General features: G+C 65.1%; 18 protein-coding genes. 10 read left to right on the top strand and 8 right to left on the bottom strand.

The window, feature by feature from the left end; all coding sequences use genetic code 11:
- The first annotated feature begins 66 nt into the window (after nt 1-66).
- Nucleotides 67-270 carry a hypothetical protein gene (locus BLV04_RS09695; RefSeq protein ID WP_093030628.1) on the top strand — a complete coding sequence of 68 codons (204 nt, stop codon included), beginning with the start codon at nt 67-69 and terminating at the stop codon, nt 268-270.
- A 627-nt stretch (nt 271-897) separates the two neighbouring features.
- Here the strand turns inward: BLV04_RS09695 and ilvC are convergent.
- The 4 genes from ilvC to BLV04_RS09715 form a co-directional block, all read right to left on the bottom strand.
- Nucleotides 898-1,914, bottom strand: a complete 1,017-nt coding sequence (gene ilvC / locus BLV04_RS09700) for a ketol-acid reductoisomerase (protein ID WP_175534574.1) — start codon at nt 1,912-1,914, stop codon at nt 898-900.
- 225 nt (nt 1,915-2,139) lie between these two features.
- Complete coding sequence (ilvN, locus tag BLV04_RS09705) at nt 2,140-2,631, bottom strand: acetolactate synthase small subunit (protein ID WP_093030634.1); 492 nt, start codon at nt 2,629-2,631, stop codon at nt 2,140-2,142.
- Between the two features lie 31 nt (nt 2,632-2,662).
- The gene (locus BLV04_RS09710; protein ID WP_093030637.1) at nt 2,663-4,450 is read right to left on the bottom strand and encodes an acetolactate synthase 3 large subunit; all 1,788 of its coding nucleotides are present in this window, start codon (nt 4,448-4,450) and stop codon (nt 2,663-2,665) included.
- Between the two features lie 144 nt (nt 4,451-4,594).
- A complete protein-coding gene (locus BLV04_RS09715; RefSeq protein ID WP_093030640.1) occupies nt 4,595-5,650 on the bottom strand; it encodes a PilZ domain-containing protein in 1,056 nt (351 codons plus the stop codon).
- Nucleotides 5,651-5,960: 310 nt separating this feature from the next.
- Here BLV04_RS09715 and BLV04_RS09720 point away from each other — a divergent pair, with 310 nt between their 5' ends.
- Together BLV04_RS09720 and fabA are read left to right on the top strand one after the other, a co-directional pair.
- Nucleotides 5,961-7,682, top strand: a complete 1,722-nt coding sequence (locus BLV04_RS09720; RefSeq protein ID WP_093030643.1) for a proline--tRNA ligase — start codon at nt 5,961-5,963, stop codon at nt 7,680-7,682.
- A gap of 160 nt (nt 7,683-7,842) precedes the next feature.
- Complete coding sequence (gene fabA, locus BLV04_RS09725; RefSeq protein WP_093030646.1) at nt 7,843-8,358, top strand: 3-hydroxyacyl-[acyl-carrier-protein] dehydratase FabA; 516 nt, start codon at nt 7,843-7,845, stop codon at nt 8,356-8,358.
- 156 nt (nt 8,359-8,514) lie between these two features.
- On the opposite strand, the gene BLV04_RS09730 is transcribed toward fabA, so the two are convergent.
- Nucleotides 8,515-9,225 (bottom strand): aminodeoxychorismate lyase, encoded by a 711-nt coding sequence (locus BLV04_RS09730; protein ID WP_093030872.1) that lies wholly within the window; start codon nt 9,223-9,225, stop codon nt 8,515-8,517.
- 335 nt (nt 9,226-9,560) lie between these two features.
- Nucleotides 9,561-13,703, bottom strand: a complete 4,143-nt coding sequence (locus BLV04_RS09735; protein ID WP_093030649.1) for a hypothetical protein — start codon at nt 13,701-13,703, stop codon at nt 9,561-9,563.
- A 139-nt stretch (nt 13,704-13,842) separates the two neighbouring features.
- On the opposite strand from BLV04_RS09735, the gene BLV04_RS09740 reads away from it, so the two are divergent.
- The 5 genes from BLV04_RS09740 (at nt 13,843) to BLV04_RS09755 (ending at nt 19,578) form a co-directional block, all read left to right on the top strand.
- A complete protein-coding gene (locus tag BLV04_RS09740) occupies nt 13,843-15,411 on the top strand; it encodes an alkaline phosphatase (protein ID WP_245731823.1) in 1,569 nt (522 codons plus the stop codon).
- Between the two features lie 101 nt (nt 15,412-15,512).
- Nucleotides 15,513-16,670, top strand: a complete 1,158-nt coding sequence (locus BLV04_RS09745) for a YibE/F family protein (RefSeq protein ID WP_093030656.1) — start codon at nt 15,513-15,515, stop codon at nt 16,668-16,670.
- Between the two features lie 100 nt (nt 16,671-16,770).
- Nucleotides 16,771-17,595, top strand: coding sequence for an HAD family hydrolase (locus BLV04_RS09750; RefSeq protein WP_093030659.1), 825 nt, complete (start codon nt 16,771-16,773; stop codon nt 17,593-17,595).
- 350 nt (nt 17,596-17,945) lie between these two features.
- Complete coding sequence (locus BLV04_RS24895) at nt 17,946-18,113, top strand: hypothetical protein (protein WP_175534569.1); 168 nt, start codon at nt 17,946-17,948, stop codon at nt 18,111-18,113.
- Between the two features lie 169 nt (nt 18,114-18,282).
- Nucleotides 18,283-19,578 carry a DUF3422 family protein gene (locus BLV04_RS09755; RefSeq protein WP_093030662.1) on the top strand — a complete coding sequence of 432 codons (1,296 nt, stop codon included), beginning with the start codon at nt 18,283-18,285 and terminating at the stop codon, nt 19,576-19,578.
- Nucleotides 19,579-19,612: 34 nt separating this feature from the next.
- On the opposite strand, the gene cbiB is transcribed toward BLV04_RS09755, so the two are convergent.
- Nucleotides 19,613-20,578: an adenosylcobinamide-phosphate synthase CbiB gene (gene cbiB / locus BLV04_RS09760; RefSeq protein WP_093030665.1), complete on the bottom strand. Its 966-nt coding sequence runs from the start codon at nt 20,576-20,578 to the stop codon at nt 19,613-19,615.
- Nucleotides 20,569-21,768: an adenosylcobinamide amidohydrolase gene (locus BLV04_RS09765; RefSeq protein ID WP_093030668.1), complete on the bottom strand. Its 1,200-nt coding sequence runs from the start codon at nt 21,766-21,768 to the stop codon at nt 20,569-20,571. The genes cbiB and BLV04_RS09765 overlap by 10 nt, the downstream gene beginning before the upstream one ends.
- Nucleotides 21,769-22,041: 273 nt before the next feature.
- Between BLV04_RS09765 and BLV04_RS09770 the strand changes: the two genes are divergently transcribed.
- Together BLV04_RS09770 and BLV04_RS09775 are read left to right on the top strand one after the other, a co-directional pair.
- On the top strand, nt 22,042-22,269 hold the full coding sequence (locus tag BLV04_RS09770; RefSeq protein ID WP_093030671.1) for a cysteine-rich CWC family protein: 228 nt from the start codon (nt 22,042-22,044) through the stop codon (nt 22,267-22,269).
- Between the two features lie 178 nt (nt 22,270-22,447).
- A complete protein-coding gene (locus BLV04_RS09775) occupies nt 22,448-23,527 on the top strand; it encodes a formylglycine-generating enzyme family protein (protein WP_093030674.1) in 1,080 nt (359 codons plus the stop codon).
- Nucleotides 23,528-23,621 lie beyond the last annotated feature (94 nt).

Below are 23,621 nucleotides of genomic sequence, written 5' to 3' on the forward strand. Positions count from 1 at the left end.
GATCGGAATAGGTGGTCGACGAAAAACAGAGTATGTTGGTGCACAATATCAACGGGGAGCCTTCCAATGACAGACATCCTGCACGAGCCGCATAAGCCTCAGTTCGAATCCGCGCCGAATCAAGCCCGCAAGGCTGCCACGGTGGAAGAAGCCTGGGCCGCAGCGGAAGAGTTGAAACCGATGGTCGGGCAGGTGCGCAAGTTCGACAAAGTGCGGCGCTCCGACATCTCGGCCCGAGGCAAGATGGCGCTGCCCCCGGACCAACGCTGACACCCGCGGCCGACCACGCCCGCGCGATCGATAGGTTCGAAACCGGATTTCCTCGAGTCCTCGTCGGAAACGAGACCTCGGTCGCGATTGCAGTCCTCGCGCTGACATAGGCTCTAGTCACAGAGACAGGAACAGCGGAGTCGAAGTGAATCGCCCCCCAAAGCGGGAAAGCTCCGAACGCTCGACCTGCCGATCGCGACCGAAAGCAAGGAACGACACAACGTCCTTGCGATCGTGTCACCCGACGGGAGCAGTGTCATGACGTATACGTATCAGTTGTTCGGTGCAATGACGGGATGGTCTTTTTTCTATGGATGCATGCTCGGAATGGCGTCGCCCGCGACCTACCTCCGGACACAAGCTCGGATTGATCCCGTCGACAGCGATGATACATTGGTGATGAGCGCCCGAAGCCGCACACCGGGCCTTTCAGCGGAAGAGCCGGTTTGATTCATTGGCGATGAGAAGCGAGCGCATGTTGTAGTCACCGCCACAGGCGAGCACTCGATACACACGGAAAAACAATTCCGATAAACAAAAGGCCACGCACCCCTTCGGATGCATGGCCTTTCATGTCTCGCAGGATTCGATAGACCGAATCCGGCGAAGGCGTTGGGTTGCAGTCGATCAGTTGCGGGACTTATCGACCAGCTTCTTCTCGCGGATCCAAGGCATCATGTCTCGCAGACGCTCGCCGACCTCTTCGATCTGGTGCTCTTCGCCGAGTCGACGCATCGCCTTCATCGAGGCCGCACCGGCTTGGTTTTCGAGGATGAATTCCTTGGCGAACTGGCCGTTTTGGATCTCGCCGAGGATGCGCTTCATCTCGGCCTTGGTCTCGTCGGTGATGATGCGCGGACCGCGCGTCAGGTCACCGTATTCGGCCGTGTTGGAGATCGAGTAGCGCATGTTGGCGATACCGCCCTCGTAAATGAGGTCGACGATCAGCTTGACCTCGTGCAGACACTCGAAGTAGGCCATCTCGGGTGCATAGCCGGCCTCGACGAGGGTCTCGAAACCGGCCTTGATCAGCGAGGTCAACCCGCCGCAGAGCACGACCTGCTCGCCGAAGAGGTCGGTCTCGCACTCCTCGCGGAAGTTGGTCTCGATGATACCGGCACGACCGCCGCCGTTGGCCGAGGCGTAAGCCAGTGCGATATCGCGGGCCTGACCGGTCGCATCCTGATGGACCGCGATCAGGCTGGGCACGCCGCCGCCTTGGGTGTAGGTCGAGCGCACCAGATGGCCCGGACCTTTGGGCGCGATCATGATGACGTCGAGATCTTCGCGCGGCGTGATCTGGCCGAAATGCACGTTGAATCCGTGGGCGAAGGCGAGCGCTGCACCCTGCTTGATGTTGGGTGCGACCTGCTCGCGATAGAGCGCGGCCTGGTGCTCGTCCGGCGCCAAGATCATGACGACGTCCGCACCCTTCACCGCCTCTTCGATCGAACGAACCTCGAGCCCGGCGTTGGCTGCCTTGGCCGCCGAGGCCGAGTCGGGGCGAAGTCCGACGACCACGGAGACGCCCGATTCCTTCAGATTGTTGGCATGGGCATGACCCTGCGAGCCGTAACCGATGATGGCGACCTGCTTGCCCTGGATGAGGGAGAGGTCGGCGTCTTTGTCGTAGTACACGTTGATGGTCATTGAGATGAATCCTTCAGCTGGAGATGTATGAGGCGGATCGGGAGGCGAGCAGCCTTCAGGCGCTCACTCGGATCCGATCCGGGACTGTGAACCGCAACCGCGCAAGCAGCTCAATCCAGGAAATTGATTGAATACTTAAACCGCGTCCGCCACAGAGGCGACGGACAGGGGCCACACCGAGCGAACAGGAAAGCGGCTCATGTCGCACGAAGACGCGGTTTAAATGGTGAGGCCCTTGTCGCCGCGCGAGATGCCGGTTGGACCCGAACGGACGACCTCGACGATCAGTCCCTCCGGCACGGCGTCGATGAAGGCATCCAATTTCTTGGATGCCCCGGTCAGTTCGATCACATAGCTGGTGTCCGTCACATCGATGATCTTGGCACGGAAGATCTCGGTCAGGCGCTTGAGCTCCTCGCGGTCATGCCGCTCGGCGCGCACCTTGATCATCATCATCTCGCGCTCGATGTGCGGACCCTCGGACAGATCGAGCAGCTTCACGGTGTCGATCAGCTTGTTCAGCTGCTTCTTGATCTGCTCGACCACGTCGTCGTTGCCCGTGGTGACCAGGGTCATCCGCGAGAGCGTGGGGTCATCCGTCGGGGCGACGGTCAGTGATTCGATGTTGTAGCCACGGGCCGAGAAGAGCCCGGCGACGCGCGAGAGTGCGCCCGCCTCGTTCTCCAGCAGCACGGCGATGATATGTCTCATGTCTTAAGATCTCTTTCGCTCGGGACGCGGTCTAGGCCAGCTCGCGATCCGACAGACTCGGTGCCAGGTGCATCTCGTGGTGACCTTTGCCGGCAGCGATCATCGGGTAGACGTTTTCGGTCGGATCCACGATGACGTCCATGAACACGAGACGATTCTTCATCGCGAACGCTTCGGTCATCGCGGCCTCCAGATCGGCCGGCTGGTCGACACGCATGCCGACATGTCCGAAGCTCTCGGCGAGCTTCACGAAGTCCGGCAGGGCATCGACATAGGAGTTCGAGTAGCGGCTTTCATAGAAGAACTCCTGCCACTGACGCACCATGCCCATGTAGCCGTTGTTGAGCAGGATCACCTTCACGGGCAGTCCGTACTGAAGGCAGGTGGCCAGCTCCTGTATGCACATAAGGATGCTCGCCTCCCCGGAGATGCAGGCGACCTGCGCATCCGGAAACGCCAGTTGCACTCCCATCGCCGCGGGCAGACCGAAGCCCATGGTCCCCAGACCGCCCGAATTGATCCAACGCCGCGGCTTGTCGAACGGATAGAACTGGGCGGCAAACATCTGATGCTGACCCACGTCCGAGGTCAGATAGAGATCGCCGCCGGTCACCTTGTAGAGTGTTTCCACCGCGAACTGCGGCTTGATGGCCGTGCTGTTGCGGTCGTAGCGCATGCAGTCCACCGCACGCCACTCGGCGATCTTGGACCACCAATCGGCAACCGGATGCTCGTCGGGGCGCGGGGCCAGCTCGCGATAGAGCTTGATCATGTCGGAGAGCACGTTGGCCACCTGTCCCACGATCGGGACATGCACCTTCACGTTTTTGGAGATCGAGGAGGGATCCACGTCGACATGGATGATCTTCGCATGCGGGCAGAAATGCTCGATCTTGCCGGTGACCCGATCGTCGAAGCGCGCGCCGATGGCGATCAAGACATCGGTCTCGTGCATCGCCATGTTCGCCTCGTAGGTCCCGTGCATCCCGAGCATGCCGATGAACTGCGGATCGGTCATCGGATAGGCGCCGAGCCCCATCAGCGTGCTGGTGACGGGAAAACCGGTCATGCGGACGAAGTCCGTCAACTGCGCCGATGCCTCGCCGAGCACCACGCCGCCGCCGGTGTAAAAGACCGGCCGCTTGGCTTGGAGGATCAGATCGACGGCCTTGCGGATCTGCCCCGGATGCCCTTTGAGCACCGGGTTGTATGAGCGCATCTTCACATCGCGCGGATAGTCGTACGGGATCTTGATGTTCGGATCCGTCACGTCCTTCGGGATATCGACCACCACGGGTCCGGGCCGACCGCTCATCGCGATATAGAATGCCTTGCGGATGGTCACTGCGAGGTCACGCACGTCTTTGACGAGGAAGTTGTGCTTCACGCAGGGCCGGGTGATGCCGACCGTGTCGACCTCCTGGAAGGCATCGCTGCCGATGACCGGGGTGGGCACCTGACCGGTCAGGATCACCATCGGGATGGAGTCCATGTAGGCCGTCGCGATACCGGTAACCGCGTTGGTCGCACCGGGGCCGGACGTCACCAGACAGACGCCGCACTTGCCGGTCGCACGCGCGTAGCCGTCCGCGGCGTGCGAGGCACCCTGCTCGTGACGCACCAGGATATGCTTGACGGACTCCTGCCGAAACAGGGCGTCGTAGATGTGCAGCACGGCGCCGCCGGGATAGCCGAAGACGAACTCGACGCCTTCGTCGGCGAGCGCCTGAATGACGATCTCGGCCCCGCTCAGCTCGACACCACTCCGCTCCGGCCGCTCCGGCTCGGCCCCATCGAGTTGCGCTTCAGACAGTGCCACCTCGGTGACCTCCGATCAGTCCCAAAAGGGTTCAAAAGCGGTCGAAGTTACCGCGATCGGCGCAGCTGGTCAAGCAAGGCGCGGATTCGCGGATTCGATCCCACAGTGCCGCTGCGACCGAGCCGCCGGGCCGACTAAGTCGATTCAACGGCAACGCGTCGGGCGTAACTGGCTCAGTCTGGTTGCAGGGAGACCGTAGGCGCAGTCATGGACGTCCTGAAGAAAACCCAGCTCGTCCCAGGCATCCTCCGGCCAGCCTCCCGGCTCGACCCGACTGCCCAGCGTCAGGTCCTGGAACGCGAGATCGAACGCCTCCGGGTCACCCCACACCATACGTAGACTTCTCAAGGCATCGGGAAAACGCGACTCCAAGACCGAAGTGTCGCTGTGATCATCGAGCACCAGATCTTCCGTCGGCCGGGCGAAATGCATCGCGCGCAGCCAATCCGGGGCACCCGCAAAACTGGACTCGGGGTCCTTCCACACCGGGGGAAGCTGCTCGATCAAGAGGTCGACGAATGTCTTGATCGCCGGTGTCGGATGCTCGAATCCGAGCTCGAGGCCGAACAGCTCCGACTGGGCAAATCCATCCACATTGACCCGCTCGACCTCGCGCACCCGTGCCCGCAAGCGAAGGCCGGGCAGACCATCCGCGCCGCGAATCGCGAGACGGATGCTCTGGCCCGCCTCGTAGGCCTCGAAGACCGTGATGCTCAGACGCCCGGCCGCGATCTGCTCGAGCATCTCGCGCATCGCTGCGGCATCCTCGACCACAACCTCGAGCTCGCGCACCAGCGCGCCTGCGTCCCGGACAGTCGAGTCATCCGCCGCATCGAGCATCTTCAAGAGCTTTTCCAACCGAGCTTGGCTGCGCGGCGAGAGGCTCGCGAACCGCACCGCAACCTGGTGATGGCCGGACCCCAGCCGCTGCGCCCGCACGACCTCGGCATCGATCGCAACCTTTTCGTGGCCTCGCCAGGGAAACATCAAGCGGAGCGTCCCGGTCAAGGAGGCGAGCGGCACTGCGACGACGAACTGTGCACCGCCCCAGGAAATGTCCTGGTTCATCGCGGTGATCGGCTCGGTGAGCTTCGGCAAGAAGACCTGGATGGGGATGCGCACGGAGATGCGGCGCTGGGTCCTCCGGTTCGCAAGCGAAGCCGTAGGGCTTGGATTGGAATCCTCTGATCGCTTTGTCATTGTCACACTCGAATCGAATCCGACCCGAGATGCCTTCGGATCGCGACGGTGTCGGGGTTGCCGACGCCAAAGGAGGCGCCACCGAAAAGCAGCGACACATCCCTGCTGCGCGCGCGACATCGGTTTGGCGGACGTTCCCGAAGTCATCGCCCAGTATATATCGGGTGTTCCGAGATGGTGCACAGAGCCACATCGAGACCCGGCATCGACGCCCTCCGGGCCGGGCCGGCGGATTCCCACCATCCCGCGGTTGTTTCGATACTGGTTGAACAATACACTTCGCGCCTTTACGCCGCCGATAGTCCTGCCGATGCGCACCTCCCAGTTTCCGATCCAGACCCTCAAAGAGACCCCGTCCGACGCGGAGATCCCCAGTCACCGCCTGATGCTGCGGGCCGGCATGATCCGCAAGCTCGCGGCAGGGCTCTACACTTGGCTGCCGATGGGGCTGCGCGTCCTGCGCAAGGTCGAGGGCATCGTCCGTGATGAAATGGACCGCGCCGGCGCCCTGGAGGTTTCCATGCCGGCGGTTCAGCCCGCCGAGCTTTGGCAGGAATCCGGTCGTTGGGACCAATACGGCCCGGAGCTGCTGCGTCTGCGCGACCGCCACCAGCGCGACTTCTGCTTCGGCCCGACTCACGAGGAGATCATCACCGATCTCGCCCGCAACGAGCTGAAGAGCTACAAGCAGCTCCCGATCAACTTCTATCAGATCCAGACCAAGTTCCGCGACGAGATCCGCCCGCGCTTCGGCGTGATGCGCGCCCGCGAGTTCCTGATGAAGGACGCCTACTCCTTTCATCTCGACGACGCCTCGCTCGAAGACACCTACCGGCAGATGCACGCGGCCTACAGCCGCATCTTCAGCCGCTGCGGGCTCGATTTCCGCCCGGTGCAGGCCGACACCGGCAGCATCGGCGGCAACGCATCGCATGAGTTCCATGTGCTCGCGGACTCCGGCGAAGACGCCATCGCCTTCTCCGACAGCAGCGACTACGCGGCCAACGTCGAGCTGGCCGAGGCCCTCGCCTTGGCCGACACCGCCCCGGCACCGCAGGAGACCGCGCGCCTGGTCGACACGCCGAACGCACGCACCATCGCGGATCTGGTCGAGCAGTTTGGTCAGCCGATCGAGCGCACGGTGAAGACCCTGGTGGTCGCCGCCTCCGCCGAGAGCGCGTCCGCGCTGATCGCCCTGCTGGTGCGCGGCGATCACGAGCTCAACGCCATCAAGGCCGAGAAGCTCCCCGGCGTCGCCGCGCCGCTGCGCATGGCAACGGAGGCCGAGATCCGCGAGGCGATCGGCGCCGGCCCCGGATCGCTCGGTCCGAAGGATCTGCCCATCCCCTGCATCGTGGATCGCACCGTTGCGGTCACCGGCGATTTCAGCGCCGGCGCAAATCAGGACGGCAAGCATTGGTTCGGTCTGAACTGGGGCCGGGATCTGCCGCTTCCCGAGGTCGCCGATCTGCGCAACGTCATCGACGGCGACCCGAGTCCGGATGGCGAGGGCCATCTGAAGATCGCGCGCGGGATCGAGGTCGGACACATCTTCCAGCTCGGGCGCAAATACAGCCAGGCCATGAAAGCCAACGTGCTCGGGGAGGACGGCCGTGCCACCACCCTGACCATGGGCTGTTACGGCATCGGGGTGTCGCGCGTGGTCGCCGCGGCGATCGAGCAGCATCACGACGAGCGCGGCATCTCTTGGCCCGCGCCGATCGCGCCCTTCCAGGTCGCACTCTTGCCGATGAAGCTCGGCAAGTCATACCGCGTCCGCGAGGCGACGGACCAGCTTTACGCTGACTTGAAGCAGGTCGGGGTCGACGTCCTGCTCGACGATCGCGACGCCCGCCCCGGCGTCATGTTCGCCGACATGGAGCTGATCGGCATCCCGCATCGCATCGTGGTCGGCGACAAGTCGCTCGACGACGGTCAGGTCGAGTACAAAGGTCGCAACGACACGGAGACCCAGCTCATCCCGATCGAGGAGATCGTCGGCTGGCTGTCGGCGCGGCTTCGGTCGGACTGATTCCAGCCGCCAGCCGCTGCTCGACTCGAACAGGGGTCACGTCAAGACTCACTGCGCCCCGAGCCGTCAATGCCACCCGACGACCTCAGACGACGCAGTAGGCAGGAGGCCGGAAGCCCCCAAACACTGGAACCGCAAGACACACAGGACCTCACCCAAAATGACGAAAGAAGCCTCCTTCGACCGCGACGCGCTCCTCGCCTGCGGACACGGCGAGATGTTCGGTCCCGGCAATGCCCAACTGCCCGTACCAAACATGCTGATGATGGATCGCGTGCTGCGCATCGCCGATTTCGGCGGCGCCAATGGCAAGGGCGAGATCCTGGCCGAGCTGGATATCAATCCCGAGCTCTGGTTCTTTCAGTGCCATTTCCCCGGCGACCCGGTCATGCCAGGCTGTCTCGGGCTCGACGCACTCTGGCAGCTCGTCGGCTTCTATCTCGCCTGGGTCGGCAACCCGGGTCACGGCCGTGCGCTCGGCGTGGGCGAGGTGAAGTTCACCGGGCAGGTGCTCCCGACCGCGAGCAAGGTCACCTACCACATCGACATGAAGCGGGTCATCTCGCGCAAGCTGGTGCTCGGCATCGGCGACGGCGTGGTGCAGGTGGACGGGCGCACCATTTACACGGCCAAGGATCTGCGGGTGGGGCTCTTTACCTCGACCGAGGGCTTCTAAACCGCGTCCCGAGTGTCGCCCGCCGGTTCGGTCGGTAACGAATCCTCGGTAGACCCCATGCGCTCGGTGGGGGACGCGGTTTAGGATTGGAAAAGCATTACTTGTGTCTTTTCGTGGTCGAGATCCGCTTATACCTCGGCGTTCTGCGGGTCGGACTCAAGAAGCCACGAGTGCGGCGAGGCGGGGATAACGCGCGAGATCGCCCTCGATCCGCTCGATCGCGAAGCGGACGAACATCGATTCGCTGAGCCACCCCTCCTGCCGGGACGCGCGACCGGCCCGATGATGCGGCGTGGTGCGATACGCGAACGTCTGCATCCGAGCCAGATCCTCCCAGACGCTGAAGGTCGCGAGCGTCAAGAGCGGATGCTCTCCGAAGCCGATGTGGAAGGGACAGCCCGGCGTGTCGCGCAGCTGTCGGCGGATCTCGGGGACGCTGCGCCAAAAGGCGCGCGCCCGCGTCGGGGCAACACGCGCACGGGTGAGAACGACGAGCGGCCGATCCGGCTGCTGTTCGCCTCGATAGTCGAAGAGTGCCTCACCGCCCCAGGTTCCGCGCCCGGAAACCGGCGTCAGCGTAAAGTGTAGCTGCTCGGCGCTCGCGTCGGCGACCGCTCGATAGAAGCGGGTCCGTCGCAAACGCGCCTCATCCTCGGGATCCGCGAATACCCGCATCAGGCAGTAAGCACCGAGATCCGGCACCACGGAGAACCCGTCGCCGCTGCCGCAGCCCATCAGGCGGATCCGGCCGGTCGGGGTACGGCGATCGATCAGAAACCGCTGAAAGCCCATCCGCAGGAAGGCATCGGGGATACGCAGCCCCGAATAGCGGAAGAAGCTGAACACGACCAAACGACTCACGATCATCCCTCGCTCGAACATTGAAACAACGCAACGATCTCCGGGATCGCCCTGTCGGACGGACGCCTCGACCGTCTCCTGCACCACATCCAAGCGTGCTATGTTCGAGGAAGGCGCAAACTTTGCGGTTCAACTGTTCCTTAATTAAACCGCGCCCGGTGCAGCATGCGTTGTCTGTTGGATTGGCTTGGCTGCGCCAGCTCCGTCAACTGTCGGAGCTGGCGCGGTTTAACCTATTAAAAAATATTAAATTCTAAACCGCGTCACTGCCAAGGTCGGAAAAATCCTTGAGCCCGACACAACATGAAACCGACGCATTTCACTCTGGACGCGGTTTAGGTTCAAAGATCCAGCCGCATCTCCTCCGCATCAGGCGTGCGTTTGGCCTTTGGCCGCTTCGGCTCCGCAGTGGGCATCTCGCGCCAAATCAGAGGCGTGGAAAGACCCACCCAGCCCCAGCGCAGCCAGTCGAGCAGCCGCATCGCGAGCCAGAGCGCCCAGGCGAGCATGAGTGCGCGGTAGACCCACATGGGGACCGAAAGCACCCACACCTCCGGCAATGCGGGGCCGCCGCGATCCTGATACCAATTGAGTGTGGTCGCGGTCGAGCCGTTCCCCATGATCTGCATCTCGGGCGTGCCGAGCAGACCCTGTTGGACGGCGCCTAGGAGGCCCGCAAGCGCGACGAGCGTCAGGATGACGAGCCCGATCTGAATCAGGTTGAAGCGCCAGGCCGGACGTGCGAGCGGGTCCAGGCGATGCCGCAGGCCGAGTGCAAAGAGCCAGCCGATCACCAGCAGCACGACCCAAACCTCGGCCAGGATGAGCCCGATGCCGAGCAGGAGCCAATCGTGCACGCGCAAGGGTGTCAGGCGGCTGCGACCCAGACCAGCGGCCAGGCCGATCAGCACCAGCAGGATCCCCCAGAAGAGCACGGCCGGCCCGATCCGCGGCCCCCAGGTCCAGAGCACCCAGCGATCCTCCGGTAGGCTCAGCGCGAGATTCAGGTTGACCGCGGGGCTGCGCAGATCCGGCACACTCGGGCGGTAGCCGAAGGTCAGCGGCTGCGCCTCGCGCCAGGTCAGCTCGACCCGGGTCGAGCCTGGCGTGAGCGGAAGCTCGACCTCCGGCGCCGTATCGGGCAGCGGAAGGCTGTGACCGTCCAGACTGAAGGCGATCGGCTCGGCGGCGTCGGGCAGCCGGACGACATGGCTGCCGCCTTGGCTGCTGCGGATCGCGAGGGTCAGGGTCGAAAGGGTTCCGCGCTGGCCGGGCTCGACGCGCGTGTCGACGCGATCGATGGTCAATGTCGGTCCCGGGACGCCCGGTGGTCGGGTGAGGGTCAGGACCAAGGTCTCGCCCGGCAGGGGGCGCCAGTTGGGCAGCCAGCGATCGCCCGGGTCCAGCCGATGGATCGGAGCGATGCCTGCGTACTCCAGATGCCAGAGCGGTCCCACATCGAGACGCCAATCCTCGCTCAGTCGCGGATCCATCGGAGCGACGAGGCTCAATGCGGAGGTCGGCTCCAGACGCGACGACCAGGCCACCTCCGAGCGCCCGGCAGGCAGATCCGCGAGAACCGCGGCACCCTCGACTTGGACCCCGGGCGTCTGCACCGACTCGCTCGGCAGCAACGGCACCGGGATCAAGACCGGGAACTCGCTCGGCGACAAACGCTGCACACGGGTATCCACGCGCCAGTCGACCCCCATCCGCAGGGTCCGCTCGACGCGCAGCAGCGGCGGCAAAGCACCCTGCGCGAGCGACACCTCCTGCGGGGCGCCGGTGTCGGAGACGCGGACCAAGCGAATCTGGGCACCGGCACGCCCGCCGGCATCCAGCCCTTCGAGGTTCCAGCCCTCGACGGTGGCCCGGATCAGTCGCGGCGGCATCGGCAGCGGGATCTCGACCTGATCGCGGCTCGCCAGCGGGCCGACGAGCCTGACTGCGTGTCGGCCGGCGGGGAGCATCAGCAGGAGCCGACCGGCCGCGTCTTGGCGCAGTCCGTCCGAAGGCTCGCCGTCCACGCGGATCTCGGTCGGCAGCCAGCCCCCTGCCCCGCCCGGAACGGGTGCCGCGACCGCGACCGCGGCATCCAGGGTCAGATCGAGCATCAGCCGATCCGGGTCCGCCGCGAGGACCATGAGGGGCAGATCGACACAGTGCGGCAGACAGTCCGGCGGGGCGAGCAGACGGGTGCGAAGCTCCTGAAGCAGCTCGGGGCTCGGCAGATCCTCGGCCGAGGCAGGCTCGGTACCGACCGCCGTCCCCAGCCCCAAGGCGACCAGCAGGGCGAGACCCGCATCCCGGGTCCCGCGACTGCCGAGGAGCCCGGCCAGCCGCAGACCGAGCAGCACCAGGAGAACGGCGCCGAGGAGCGAGAGCACCAGATTCAAGGTCGGTGTCAGCAACCAAAGTCGTGCCGATTCGTCCTCGCCGACGGGTCCGCTCCAACGCAGATCGACGCTGTTCCAGCGCCAGTCCGGGATGCCGGCTCCGGTCTGGAGACGCGCATCGGGATCCATGAGATCGATGGGCTCGGGAATCGGGGCCGCGGGCTCGGCCAGTGCGTCGGAAAGCCGCTCGCGTTTCGACGTCGCTTCCATGTCCATCGCGCTGCGCAGCTCGAACGCAGGCGCGGGAGCTGCGGTCTGCATGCCCGATCCCGAGTCGCCCAACGCCATCCAGGGGCGCTCCAGATGCGGAAAGAGCCCGTCGCGGACCTCGGTCACCAGGAACGGCAGTCCGATCACCAGGAGCCCCAGCAACGCCAGTCGGAAATAGAGTGTCGTCAGGGTCCGCAGGCGCTGCAGACCGGTGCGCACGGGCGCCTCCGGGATCAACCGCAGCAGGGCCGCGGCGGCGAGCAGGTTCAGCCAGATCAGCCGCGGCGCACCGGGCGCCTGCCAGGTCAGGCCCAGCGTGAGCAGGGCAAGCAACGCCCAACCCCAGCCCCAGATCCGGCCGATACCCAGTGCCGTGATCAGCACCAGAAAGAGATCCAACAGGCTCCAGCGCCCTATCCAGGTGCTCGGAAGGTTGTCGACGCCTTGGACGGTCAAGAGATCCCAACCCGGCGGCAGATAGAGCCGCGCGTCGACGCTCTCGAACTCGGTCGCCCAGCCCGAGGCCGGAACGCGTCCGGGTGCGGACTCAAGCCGAGCATCGGCGACCACATCCAGGCTGCCCCGTCTGACCTCGACCCCGGGCGACGCGGCGTCGTTCAGACGCGTGATGAGCACGGGTCGACCGTCGACGGTCACGGCGCCCAGCTCAAGCGCCGGACCGGCGTCCAGGCGCCACCCGCGCGACAACTGACCGCCGATGCGATCCTGCACGCTGTAGCCCTTGCCGTCGAAGTCGAGCCAAAGCTCGCGATCCAGGCGCAGACGGTCCGGCCCGGGATCCGGATCCCCGCGGACCTGCTCGGTCAGACGCAGGACGCCACCCGGCTCGACCCGATAGACCGGCAGACGCGACCATTCCTCGGGGATCCCGGTCTGGCGCGGATCCACGGCATCGAGTCCGGAAGGCTCGACCCGCCGCAGCGCGGGTTCAGCCGCGAAGGCCCAGATCTCACGCTCCGGCCAAGGAGCGCCGGCTTCGGGACGCGACAGCTCGGACAGGTCGCCTTGGTGATGCTCTACGACATCCAGCGCCCAGCGCCCGGGACGCACCTGCACCCGCAGCATCCCGTCCTCTTCGAGCCGCGCCGGCAACGGGCTGTCGATCCGCAAAGGGATCCCGCCGGGCAAGAGTACGGGGCCCAGCCGCACCTCGCGCGCGCCGCCGGACACCTCGAGTCGAAGCCGGGTCAGGACCTCGAGCGGCAGACTATCTTGGATGCGTCGATAGACCTCCAGGCTCAGGCGATCGCCAGAGCGCTCGGTCTCGGACCCGGTCGGGTCACCGAGCCAGAGACGATTGGTCCGATCCAAACGCGGTGTCGGTACCGCGACGCCATCGTTCACAAGCGACACCAGCCCGATCATGGGCGGGATCACGAGCGCGTCCGGCGGACGATCCCAGACGAACCGCCCGGTTACCCGATGCACCCCGGCGGCGAGCGTCACCGTCGGCCGGCCGTCGCGCTGGACGACCGGCAGTTCGGCCCCGTCCGCTTCGACCCCGAGCGGCCAGGCATCCGCGTCGCCCGGCAGCGGCACCGCGGACTCGGCCAGGACCTGCCAGACCTGAGCGAATGTCCCGCCCTCCCCGCTCAGCGCCAGATCCAACCGTCCGGGCCAAGCGCAGAGCCGTGCGCCGTCGGCCGGATCGATCGGACAGGCGCGTTGATCCTGCCCCTCGGGACCGCCCTCCAGAACCCAGGGGATCCAAGGCTGTAATGCCTCGGGAACGGTCGGTGCGGAAATGGCTTGGGAACGCAGAGGCGGAGCATTGCCCTGGACGCTGTCGAGCTGGGCCCTCGAGGGTGCAGACACGACCAGGAGAAGCAGCAGAAGACGTCGCAAAACGTTCGGCATATTGTCACATGAATGCAAGGGTCTTTCTGTAGATTGCGCCGTGCCGTTCGGGGCACGCCCAATTTCTTGGCCGCTTCCCGCCGGTCCGCCGGCCCCGCCTTTCCGGGGTCAACTATGACGAGAAGCGGAGAGAAGGCAAGTGAAACCGCGCAATATGATCCTCAACCTGTCCGCCACTGCGATGCTTGTGGCCGCGACATCGGCAAGCGCCGCGCTGCCGAAGTATGTGTTCTTCTTCCTCGGCGACGGTATGGCGAACGCCCAGATCCAAGCCACCGAGGCCTATTTGACGACCATCAACGGCGGGGACGCGACCGTCGCCGCAGATCTCCTGCGCCCCGAGAATCGCCTGAACATGAGCAAGATGCCCGTTGCGGGCATGCAGACGACCTACGATGCCTACGCGCTGATGACCGACTCGGCATCCTCGGGTACGGCCTTCGCGAGCGGGCTCAAGACCAAGAGCGGGGTCGTGAACATGGATCCCGAAACCCAAACCTCCTGCTACAAGAGTGTTGCGGAGCTTGCCCATGAAAGCGGCAAGAAGGTCGGAATCATCTCCAGCGTCTCCTTGGATCACGCTACACCGGCCGCCTATTACGCCAGCGTGCCGAATCGCGGCCTGATGAACAACATCGCGACCCAGCTTGCAAACACCGGCTACGAATTCTTCGGCGGCGGCGGCTTGGTCGCACCCGAGGGACCGGCACGCTCCGGGGACACCGAGAACAATGTTTGGGATCTGCTGAGCACCAACGGCTATACGGTTCTCAACGACCGCGCGTCCATCTTGTCGCTCAAGACCCAGCCGATGGATAAGGTGGTCGCGATCAACCCGACCCTCGATCGCAGCTCCGCCATGCCCTACGCGATCGACCGCCCGGAGGGCAATCTCTCGCTGAAGGACATGGTCGAGGTCGCGATCGCGAATCTCGAAGAGCGTCCGAAGCAGCGCGGATACAAGGAAAAAGGCCCCGTTCGCAAAGGCTTCTTCCTGATGGTCGAAGGCGGCAAGATCGACTGGGCGGGCCATGCGAACGACGCGGTCGCCAGCATCAACGACATGCTGGATTTCGACGCCGCGGTCGGGGTCGCCGTCGCGTTCGCGAGCCGGCATCCGAACGAAACCCTCATCGTCGTCACCGGCGACCACGAGACCGGCGGGATGACCGTCGGCCATGCCACGACCGCCTATACGGCCTATTACGATCGCCTGCTCGGCCAGACCAACAGCTTCGAGTACTTCGGAGAGAACCAGTGGGCAGAGCACAAGGCCGCCAACAGCGAGACCCTCTGCGGTGGCAACGGCTGGCAGGCATCCGACAACCTCGCACGGGATACCGCCATGCTCGGGCTCATGTCCGATGTCTTCGGCATGGATTGGGCGGACCTGAACGCCTACCAGAAGGAAAAGCTCGAAGACGCCTACGACCAGTCCATGTGCGGCGCCAACGACAACAGCCAGGACGAGAACAAGCTCCTCTACGGCGGCTACGAGCCGATCGTCGTCACCATCACGCACATCTTGAACGAGCGGGCCAGCATCGGCTGGACCTCGTATTCCCACACCGGCGTTCCTGTCCCCGTCTACGCACAGGGATGGGCCGCGACTCGCCTGGCCGGCTTCTACGACAACACGGACATCGCCAAGCGCCTCGCCACGCTTATGCGCCTGCCCGAGCTGCCTGTCAAGAAGGCATGCCCATAACCAAGACAACGGCTTAGCTTTACCTAGGCCCGCCCTGCCCTTGGCGCCGCCTTCGCGGCGCCTTTCTTGTTTGCGCAATCCTCAGCTCAAGGTATCGGTACGTGTCGAGAATAGGTCGCGAATGGCTCTTTGCGGCGGTCATCGCCGTCGTCTGCATCGGTTTGTTCTTTCTCGATCTGGCGCCCGACCCGCACGCCGAGCGCGGCCTGCATGCCCGCGGCCTGATCACCGCCGTCGACAACAGCGCAGTGCGTACGAACCTGATCATCAAGACAGAAGCCCAGGTCTTGACGGTCCGTTTGCTGGACGGGCCGTCCAAGGGGGAGGAGATCGCCGTCACCAACATGCTCACCGGCAAGCTCGAGCTCGACGAATTCTACGAAGCCGGCGCAATCGTGCTGGTCGAGTACGACATGCTCGACGGCAAGCCGAGCCACGGGATGGCCCGGGGACACTATCGGCTACAGATGCAGCTCCTGCTCATCGGGATCTTCGTTGCACTCCTGATCGCCGTCGCCGGGGTCACCGGGCTCAAGGCCGCGCTCTCCTTCATCTTCGCCGCGCTGGTGCTTTGGAAGCTCTATTTCCCGCTCCTGCTCCTCGGCTACGCGCCGATCCCGACGGGTCTCGCCATCGTCGCCGTGCTGACCGGCGTCATCACCTTCTCGGTCGGCGGTCTGACTCGCCGCGGCATCGCGACCTTCTCCGGGTCCATGCTCGGCGTCCTGCTCACCTGCGCACTCGCCGTCTGGTTCGCGCATGCCTTCAATCTGCACGGCGCCATCCGCCCCTTCGCCGAATCGCTCCTGTACGCGGGCTATTACGAGCTGCGTCTCACCGACATCTTCATCGCCAGCGTCTTCATCGCCTCGTCCGGTGCGGTCATGGATCTGGCGATGGACATCGCCGCGAGCATGGAGGAGATCAAGCAGAGCAAGCCCGAAATCGGACCGGTCGAGCATATCGCGTCCGGGCTGCGCATCGGTCGCGCCGTCATCGGCACCATGACCACGACCCTGCTGCTGGCCTATTCGAGCAGCCACATCTGCATGTTCCTGCTGTTCATGGCAAAGGGTCTGCCGGCGCAGAATATCCTGAACGCCCCCTTCGTCGCCGCCGAGATCCTCAACATCCTGGTCGGCAGCTTCGGACTCATCACGGTCGCCCCCTTTACCGCCTTGGTCGCGGGCCTGCTCTATCGGGCGAAGAGCGGAGGGCTGGATACGCTCGGGCGGGTCTGCCGCAACGACGCGACCTGACCGTCGGACAGATCGGGGGCGACCCGACGGGGCGAATCGCTATAATTCGACCGCACGGCTACCTGTTTTCCGTTTCGCCCTGTCCGGCGAGGAGTGATGCATGGCAGGGCTTCCCGCCCGAATTGTTCGCGACTCCAGACTCCTGCTGCTGGATTTCGATGGCGTCGTCACGACCGAAGCCGAGGACGTCGGACTCAAAGCCCAGACCCTGTCGGTCTTCGCGGCGATCGGCGCACAGTTCGGCGAACGTGCACTGAAGATGGTGCGACTCGCCGGCCGCGCGATCTACGATGCGGGCGGAAGCCTGCAGCTCGGGCCGCTCCTCTACCATGCGGCGAAGCTGCTCAAGCCCGTCGATGCGCCGATAGAGCCGACGCTCGCAAGGCTCATCGCCGCCTGCACGGACAGCCTCGACTATCGGGGAATCGCTCCCGCGGGCGAGAATCTCCGGGAGGCTCTCGCGCGACTGAAGGAACGGGGAATCGAGGTCGCGATCCTGACCAACGGTGTCCGCGAGAACGTCTTCCGGGTGCTCGCACTCAAGGGCCTGACGGAGATGTTCCCGCCCGAGCACATCTTCGATGCCATCTCGACGCTGGACAAACACGGCAAGCTGCATCCGAAACCCGATCCGAAAGGCTACCAGTTCGTGCTCAGGGAATTGGGCGTCGAGCCCGGATCCTGCATCGTCGTCGACAACAGCCGGAAGAATGTCCGCGCGGCAAAACGCGAGGTCGGGTGCGGCGGAGTCATCTACATCGGCAACAGCCTCAAGGCCAAAGACCGCAAGGTGATCGACCATCTGTCGCCCTCGTTCGTGCATCTCATGGACGAGATCGTCACCGTGCTCGGGCGAGCCGATATCGTCGAGCCCGGACGCATCGGCCTGCCCCTCGACGAGCACATATCGGCGCCTGTCGATTAGACTGCTGCCGCAACCGCATGCGGAGTCGCATATGCAGCCCCTGATCGCGGCCGCGATCACATCGGTCGGCGTTGCCGGGAACCCGCCTGCTGCGTCGACGCGACAAGGCCAGCTGCATCGCGGTTGACGGCAACGGCAGGGAGTATTCGCAGACCGGCCAGGCCGTTCGCGGTACCCTTAGTCAGGCTTCGGGCCGAGGGATCGCCGGTTCGCGATGGCGGCTCCGATCCAGACTCGAGTGTCGACCCCGACCTGCCCGGTATCGATCGGGACGATTCACTTTTGACCTTTTCCCGTGCTCGGCCGACAGAATCGACTGTCCCGGCACCGATAATCAGAGAGCAATCACGATGGCCAAGACAAACTACGCGTTCGAAAAGCGTCAGCGCGACCTCCAAAAGAAGCAGAAGAAAGAGGAGAAACAGAAGCGCAAGGCCGAGCACACCGGCAATCAACCTCAAGGCTCCGAGGCCGGCTCGCCGGAGACGGACACCGACACGGATCAACAACCCGACTGAATCGAGCGGCGGGCCATTCGGACCTGCCCACCGCTGCACGGATTGACGCCAAGGCTTCTCCACGGGATGACGACATCCCTTACAGCCGCCGAGGACGGCGCATCTCGCGCAGGTACGAGGCGCCGTCCGACGGGTTACACTCGCGCCGCCCAACAAGGATCATCACGGCATGTCACTCCCCTTTCGAGAGCATCCGCTCCGTCACACCGTCACCGACGAGCTGCACGCCCGCACCTTCGAACCCCTGCGCGCACCGGAACGCGTCTCCTATCTCGCCGCGGTCTCGGGCGAGCGCGGGAGCGGTCGCAACGTCGAGCACCTGAAGCGACTCCTCGCCCACTACGGGCTGCCGGTCCCGGAGACGGTCGATCAGCATTATTGGATCGACTTGGGACCCATGCGGCTGCGCTGGGAACGTCATACCGAGTTCGTCACCTACACCTTCAGCAAGCGCGGCGCCTTCGAGCACCCCTTTGCCGATCCCCTGCTCGACGAGCTGCCGCAGGATTGGCTGCGCGACCTGCCCGGCGAGGTGATCACCGCCACCTCGCTCGCCATCGAGACCTGCGATCTGCCCGAACGCACCAACGAGGAGCTGGTCGCGCTCTTCGACGGCAATCCCGTCATCGGCTCGGAGGTGGTGGGCGGTGCAGGGCGCGCCTGGTCGGACCACAAGATTCATGCGGATGGGTACTCCTGGGTCCTCCTGCGCGACTGCGGTCTGTCCGACAATCAGGCCGGACGACTGGCCAAGCGCGTTTTGGAGATCAACGCTTACCGAGGCATGGCTCTGCTCGGGTTCCCCTTGGCACGGGGAGTGTCCGGACCCCTCAGCGAAGCCGATCGTCGCTTGGCGATGGTGGCATTACGCCTGTCGAGTCAGGGCGCGTCCGGCCAGCCGGCCTTCGAGAACGAGCTGCTCGCCGAGTTGACCAGCCTTGCGGCGGAGATCGAGGCAGTCTCGGCCCGAACCACCTATCGCTTCGATGCCTCGCGTGCCTATTATCAGATGATCCAGCAGCGTCTCGATCAGCTGCGCCAAAACCGGATCGAAGGCTTGCAGACCCTGTCGGAGTTCCTCGACGCGCGCTTGGCGCCCGCCATCGCGACCTGCGAATCGACCCAACGGCGTCAACATGACTTGGCCGAGCGCGCGGCCCGTATCACGAGTCTCTTGCGCGCGCGTGTCGATGTCTCGCTGCAGGAGCAAAACCGTCGGCTCCTGGAGTCCATGGATCGCCGCGCTCAGATGCAGGTGCGCCTGCAGGAGACCGTCGAAGGGCTGTCCGTAATCGCGATCGGCTACTACGGCGTCGGCCTCATCGGATACGCGCTCAAGGGTCTGGAAAGCGGCGGCTTTCCGATCGACGCGGGCTTGTGGATGGGCATCGCCCTGCCCTTCGTGATCGGCTTTGCCTGGTTCGGACTCCGGCGCATCAAAAAACGCTTGAGCGGGTCGACCTGATCGGTGGAGGGTTTGAACGGCCGGGGCGGGGTGCTCACCAGGGCATGAGCAAGCGCAGCGGCGCAACCGCCAAACCGAGCAGCAGCGCCAGGAGTGCCGCGACCAGGATCAGACGCAAGGCGCTGTTCAGGTGTCCGGCATCGAGATCCGCCGGCCAGTCGGTGTCGCCCATGTAGGCTTCAGTCACCAAGGTGCCGCCGTAACGGATGGGGCCGACCAGACGCACCCGCAGCGCACCGGCGCAGGCAGCCTCGCCCCAGCCCGAGTTCGGGCTGGGGAGCATGGCGTGATAGTCGCGCGCGGCTCGGAAGACCAGCCGCGGGTGTAGCTTGAGCAGTGCCGCAGCGGCCGCGATCAAGGGGACCGAGAGCCGGGCCGGGAGCCAATGGACGAGATCATCGGAGCGCGCCGCGGCCCAGCCGAAACGACCGTAGCGCTCGTTCTTGTAGCCGACCATCGAATCCAGGCTCGACACCGCCTTCACCAGGATCAGACCCGGAAGCCCGAAGAGACAAAGCGCCCACAGGGGCGTCAGGACCCCGTCGGTCAGGTTCTCCGAGAGGCTCTCGATGGTCGCGCGCACGATGCCGTCGCGCTCCAGTTGCTCGGTATCGCGACCGACCAGCATCCGCAGCCGGGCACGGGCCTGCGGGAGATCGTCGAGCACTTCGAGCACTCGTCGCCCGTGATCCAGGAGATCGCGGGTGCAGATCAGGCTGTAGGCGATGAAGACATCCCAGGCGAATGCCGCCCACGGATGCAGCGCGCCGAGACCCGATCGAACGCCCCACCAGGCCGCCAGCGCGCCCCCGACCACCAGGAACCAATGCAGGACACCGCCGACCCGCCCATTCAGCCCAACGGCAAACAAAAGACGCTCCCAGCCGAGACTCCAGGCCCCGATGACCCGGATCGGGTGGAGGCGATAGACCGGATCCCCGATCAGGGCATCGAGGAGGCAGGCCGCGAGGACAAGTGCGAGATGCTCAGTCAGTCCCATTTGTGTGCGAACCCCCGCACGACGGCGAGCGCGACCAAGCGCCCTTCCGGCAACGCTTGATGCGGCTCCAGCTCGGCACGCAGCGCGACGAATCGCTCGGGCTTGACCGCGACGGCCGCCCCGAGCAACGCCGCCTGGTTCAGGATCGCCTCGCGCGCGACCTCGGCATGCAGCACCCCGATGCGCACCAGATCCAGGATCTCGGCCAGACCATAGGCCGCTGCGGCGCTGTGCGGATCATGGATGATGGCCTGGAGATTCTCGGCGAAGACGGCTGCGTCCGGCGCGTCCAGCTCGGACTCCGCGCAGGCCCGCAGCGCAGCCTCGTCGCAATCGAAACGGCTCAAGGCCGCGCAGATGGTTCGCCTGAGCTCGGGAACAATGCCGTTCTGAAGCAACAGACAGCGGGTGACGGCGTCATGCGTCGCCCGCCCGAGCAGCTCGCCCAGGGTGTTGTGACCGCCCGCCCAGTGACGCTCCCACTCGGCTTCGCGCGCCAGCGGGGCGGCGACGGCGAGCTGATCGGTCCCGGTGCCGGTCGCCAGACCTGGCGACTGTAGACTCGGCATGCGCAGATCGAGCAAAGCCGTGCTTTTCGCCTCCGTGACCATGGTTGCCGCACGAACCATGCACGCGGGCGTGCAGGGGTGATTGATCAGCACCAGGGTGACGATGGTTCCCGAGCCGGAGTCGTCGGGCGGTGGATCGCCGGCGGTCGGGCCTGCGGATCCGGTCCGCGCCGCCGATTCCCCGGAACGCCCGCGACGGGCGGGACGACTGCCGTCGGCCTCCTCGTGCCAACCGGCCGGATCGCCCGCACGGACGGCGTTGCCGGTCACGCCGGCGGTGGCGACCACCGTCACGCGAAGATCCTCCGCATCCGCGTGCGCGACGACCGCGCATTGCATATTGGCGGCGGTCCCCATGAGGGCCGTCGTCTCGGGCGGAAGCCCGGCCTCGGCGCACGTCCGTGCGTGATAGTCCCGGGCACCGAGACCCAGGACCGTCTCGTAGCGCGCCAAGTGGGCGACACCCTCGCAACTCTGATGATTCGCGAGATGGGTCAACGAATCGGACATCCCACCGTTCACCCGACAGGTGCCGAGCACACGATGGGGACGCGCGAAGGCGACGACGAGATAGCGCCCCTGCCGGTGCAGGGCGTAACGGTCGGTCTCTTCGAGCAGCATGCCGGACCTCGATCACGGGGATATAGAGGGATGACCGTCGCGGAACGGGGTCGACGGACGCGCGAGGCTATCGCAAGTGACGGCGCGACCGCAACGACGAGGAGGCGCGTCGGTCCGCAAGGTGTCGGAGCGAGGGTGTAGACTGTGAGCGCGTCCAAGCAAACACGATAAACCGATACGACGACCCGGTTCGGCACCTCGCCCCGTGATTCGGAGACGCAGCAAGACGGTCGATCACCGCACCCGCCAACACGGATATCGAGAGCAACGCGCATGGGAAAGCATGAGACGAAGACCTGTCCGCGCTGCGGATCGAGCTTCGAATGCAAAGCGAACCGCGTCGAGCGATGCGGCTGCCTGAGCGTCGCACTCACCGCGGAGGCGCTGGAGTATCTCGGCGACCGGTATCGGGACTGTCTATGCGTCGCCTGTCTGGAGCAGGTCAATCGCTTGTGCAGCAAACAGAGCGCGCCGGACGCGGATCACCAAGCGGCCGACTGACATCGAGCGACGCGAACGCCGATCGCGCGAATGCGCAGATGGAGACGGCAGGCTACATGCGCGGATCGGGCGATGCTAGACTCGAAAAACCGCGTTGTTTCACGCCTGTCGCGCGCCTTTCGCCTCGGTATGCAGGCGGTCGATCGCGCGTGCGCTCGGGGAGCCTAGGCGAAAGACCATGTCATCTGCTTCGAAAAACCCGATTGCACTCGCCCTGGCGGTGATCCTCTGCGCCGTCGGCTTTCAGGTCGATCCGCTCCTTGCGGAAACCGCAGCGACACCCAAAGCAGGCGGCGACCTCGCGTTCTGGGAGGAGCTTGCCTTCTGGGAGACCATCAAAGACAGCAAGGATCCTTCCGAATTCGAGGCCTACCTGGCGGCCTATCCGGACGGGCGCTTTGCACGTCTCGCCGAGATACGCATCAGGTCGCTGAACGGCCGACCGCCCGGGGACACCGAGAACGCGACCATCCCGCCCGAACCGACGCGCAACGCCGAGGCGAACACTGACGATCGGCCGACCGACGTGGTCACGACCACAGCGCAAGGCACCTTCCGCGACTGCGATCTGTGCCCGCTGATGGTCGCGGTGCCTGCAGGTACATTCATCATGGGTTCGGACCGACACCGCCCGGACGAAAAACCCGAACATGCAGTCACCTTTGCAGAACCCTTCGCGATCGGTGTCTACGAGGTCACCCTGGCCGAATGGGACGCCTGTCTACGCGAGGGCGGTTGCTGGTTCAGCCCGGAGGAAGGCGCCGGCAGTGAGTTGCCCGTCGGCAATGTGAGCTGGGACGATGCGCAAGCCTACACCGCTTGGCTGAGCAACAAGACCGGGCAATCCTACCGGCTGCCGAGCGAGGCGGAGTGGGAGTATGCCGCAGGCGGCGGGTCGACAACCGCCTTCTGGTGGGGCGACGACGCCGGGACAGGCAACGCCAACTGCAGCGATTGCGGCACTCGGCGGGACGCAAGCGGGCCGTCCCCGGCCGGATCCTTCGCGCCCAATCCATTCGGGCTCCACGATGTCCACGGCAACCTCTGGGAATGGACCATGGACTGCGTGAATCGCTCCTACGAGGGGGCGCCGGCCGACGGCTCGGCCTGGCTTCGCGGAGACTGCGTCGCCCGGATGCTGCGCGGCGGCAGTTGGAACCTGGAGTCTGAGTACATGCGCACGACGCGCCGCAATCATTACGATCGCGACGTGCGCTATTACCTGCACGGTTTTCGGGTCGCGCGCTCCCTGCCCTAAACCGCGCCCGGTGCGGTATGCGTCATGTGTCGGAGTAGCTTGGCCGCGCCGGCTCCGACGACTGTCGGAGCCGGCGCGGTTTAATACCGGTGCG

The organism is Thiocapsa roseopersicina (genome assembly GCF_900106925.1).
Lineage (GTDB): Bacteria > Pseudomonadota > Gammaproteobacteria > Chromatiales > Chromatiaceae > Thiocapsa > Thiocapsa roseopersicina.

Coding starts and splice junctions, on each gene's coding strand:
- BLV04_RS09775 (WP_093030674.1), top strand. CDS start 22,448: ATGTCATCTGCTTCGAAAAACCCGATTGCACTCGCCCTGGCGGTGATC.
- BLV04_RS09715 (WP_093030640.1), bottom strand. CDS start 5,650: ATGACAAAGCGATCAGAGGATTCCAATCCAAGCCCTACGGCTTCGCTT.
- BLV04_RS09730 (WP_093030872.1), bottom strand. CDS start 9,225: ATGATCGTGAGTCGTTTGGTCGTGTTCAGCTTCTTCCGCTATTCGGGG.
- ilvN (WP_093030634.1), bottom strand. CDS start 2,631: ATGAGACATATCATCGCCGTGCTGCTGGAGAACGAGGCGGGCGCACTC.
- BLV04_RS09770 (WP_093030671.1), top strand. CDS start 22,042: ATGGGAAAGCATGAGACGAAGACCTGTCCGCGCTGCGGATCGAGCTTC.
- BLV04_RS24895 (WP_175534569.1), top strand. CDS start 17,946: ATGGCCAAGACAAACTACGCGTTCGAAAAGCGTCAGCGCGACCTCCAA.
- BLV04_RS09695 (WP_093030628.1), top strand. CDS start 67: ATGACAGACATCCTGCACGAGCCGCATAAGCCTCAGTTCGAATCCGCG.
- BLV04_RS09735 (WP_093030649.1), bottom strand. CDS start 13,703: ATGCCGAACGTTTTGCGACGTCTTCTGCTGCTTCTCCTGGTCGTGTCT.
- BLV04_RS09755 (WP_093030662.1), top strand. CDS start 18,283: ATGTCACTCCCCTTTCGAGAGCATCCGCTCCGTCACACCGTCACCGAC.
- BLV04_RS09750 (WP_093030659.1), top strand. CDS start 16,771: ATGGCAGGGCTTCCCGCCCGAATTGTTCGCGACTCCAGACTCCTGCTG.
- fabA (WP_093030646.1), top strand. CDS start 7,843: ATGACGAAAGAAGCCTCCTTCGACCGCGACGCGCTCCTCGCCTGCGGA.
- BLV04_RS09720 (WP_093030643.1), top strand. CDS start 5,961: ATGCGCACCTCCCAGTTTCCGATCCAGACCCTCAAAGAGACCCCGTCC.
- cbiB (WP_093030665.1), bottom strand. CDS start 20,578: ATGGGACTGACTGAGCATCTCGCACTTGTCCTCGCGGCCTGCCTCCTC.
- BLV04_RS09765 (WP_093030668.1), bottom strand. CDS start 21,768: ATGCTGCTCGAAGAGACCGACCGTTACGCCCTGCACCGGCAGGGGCGC.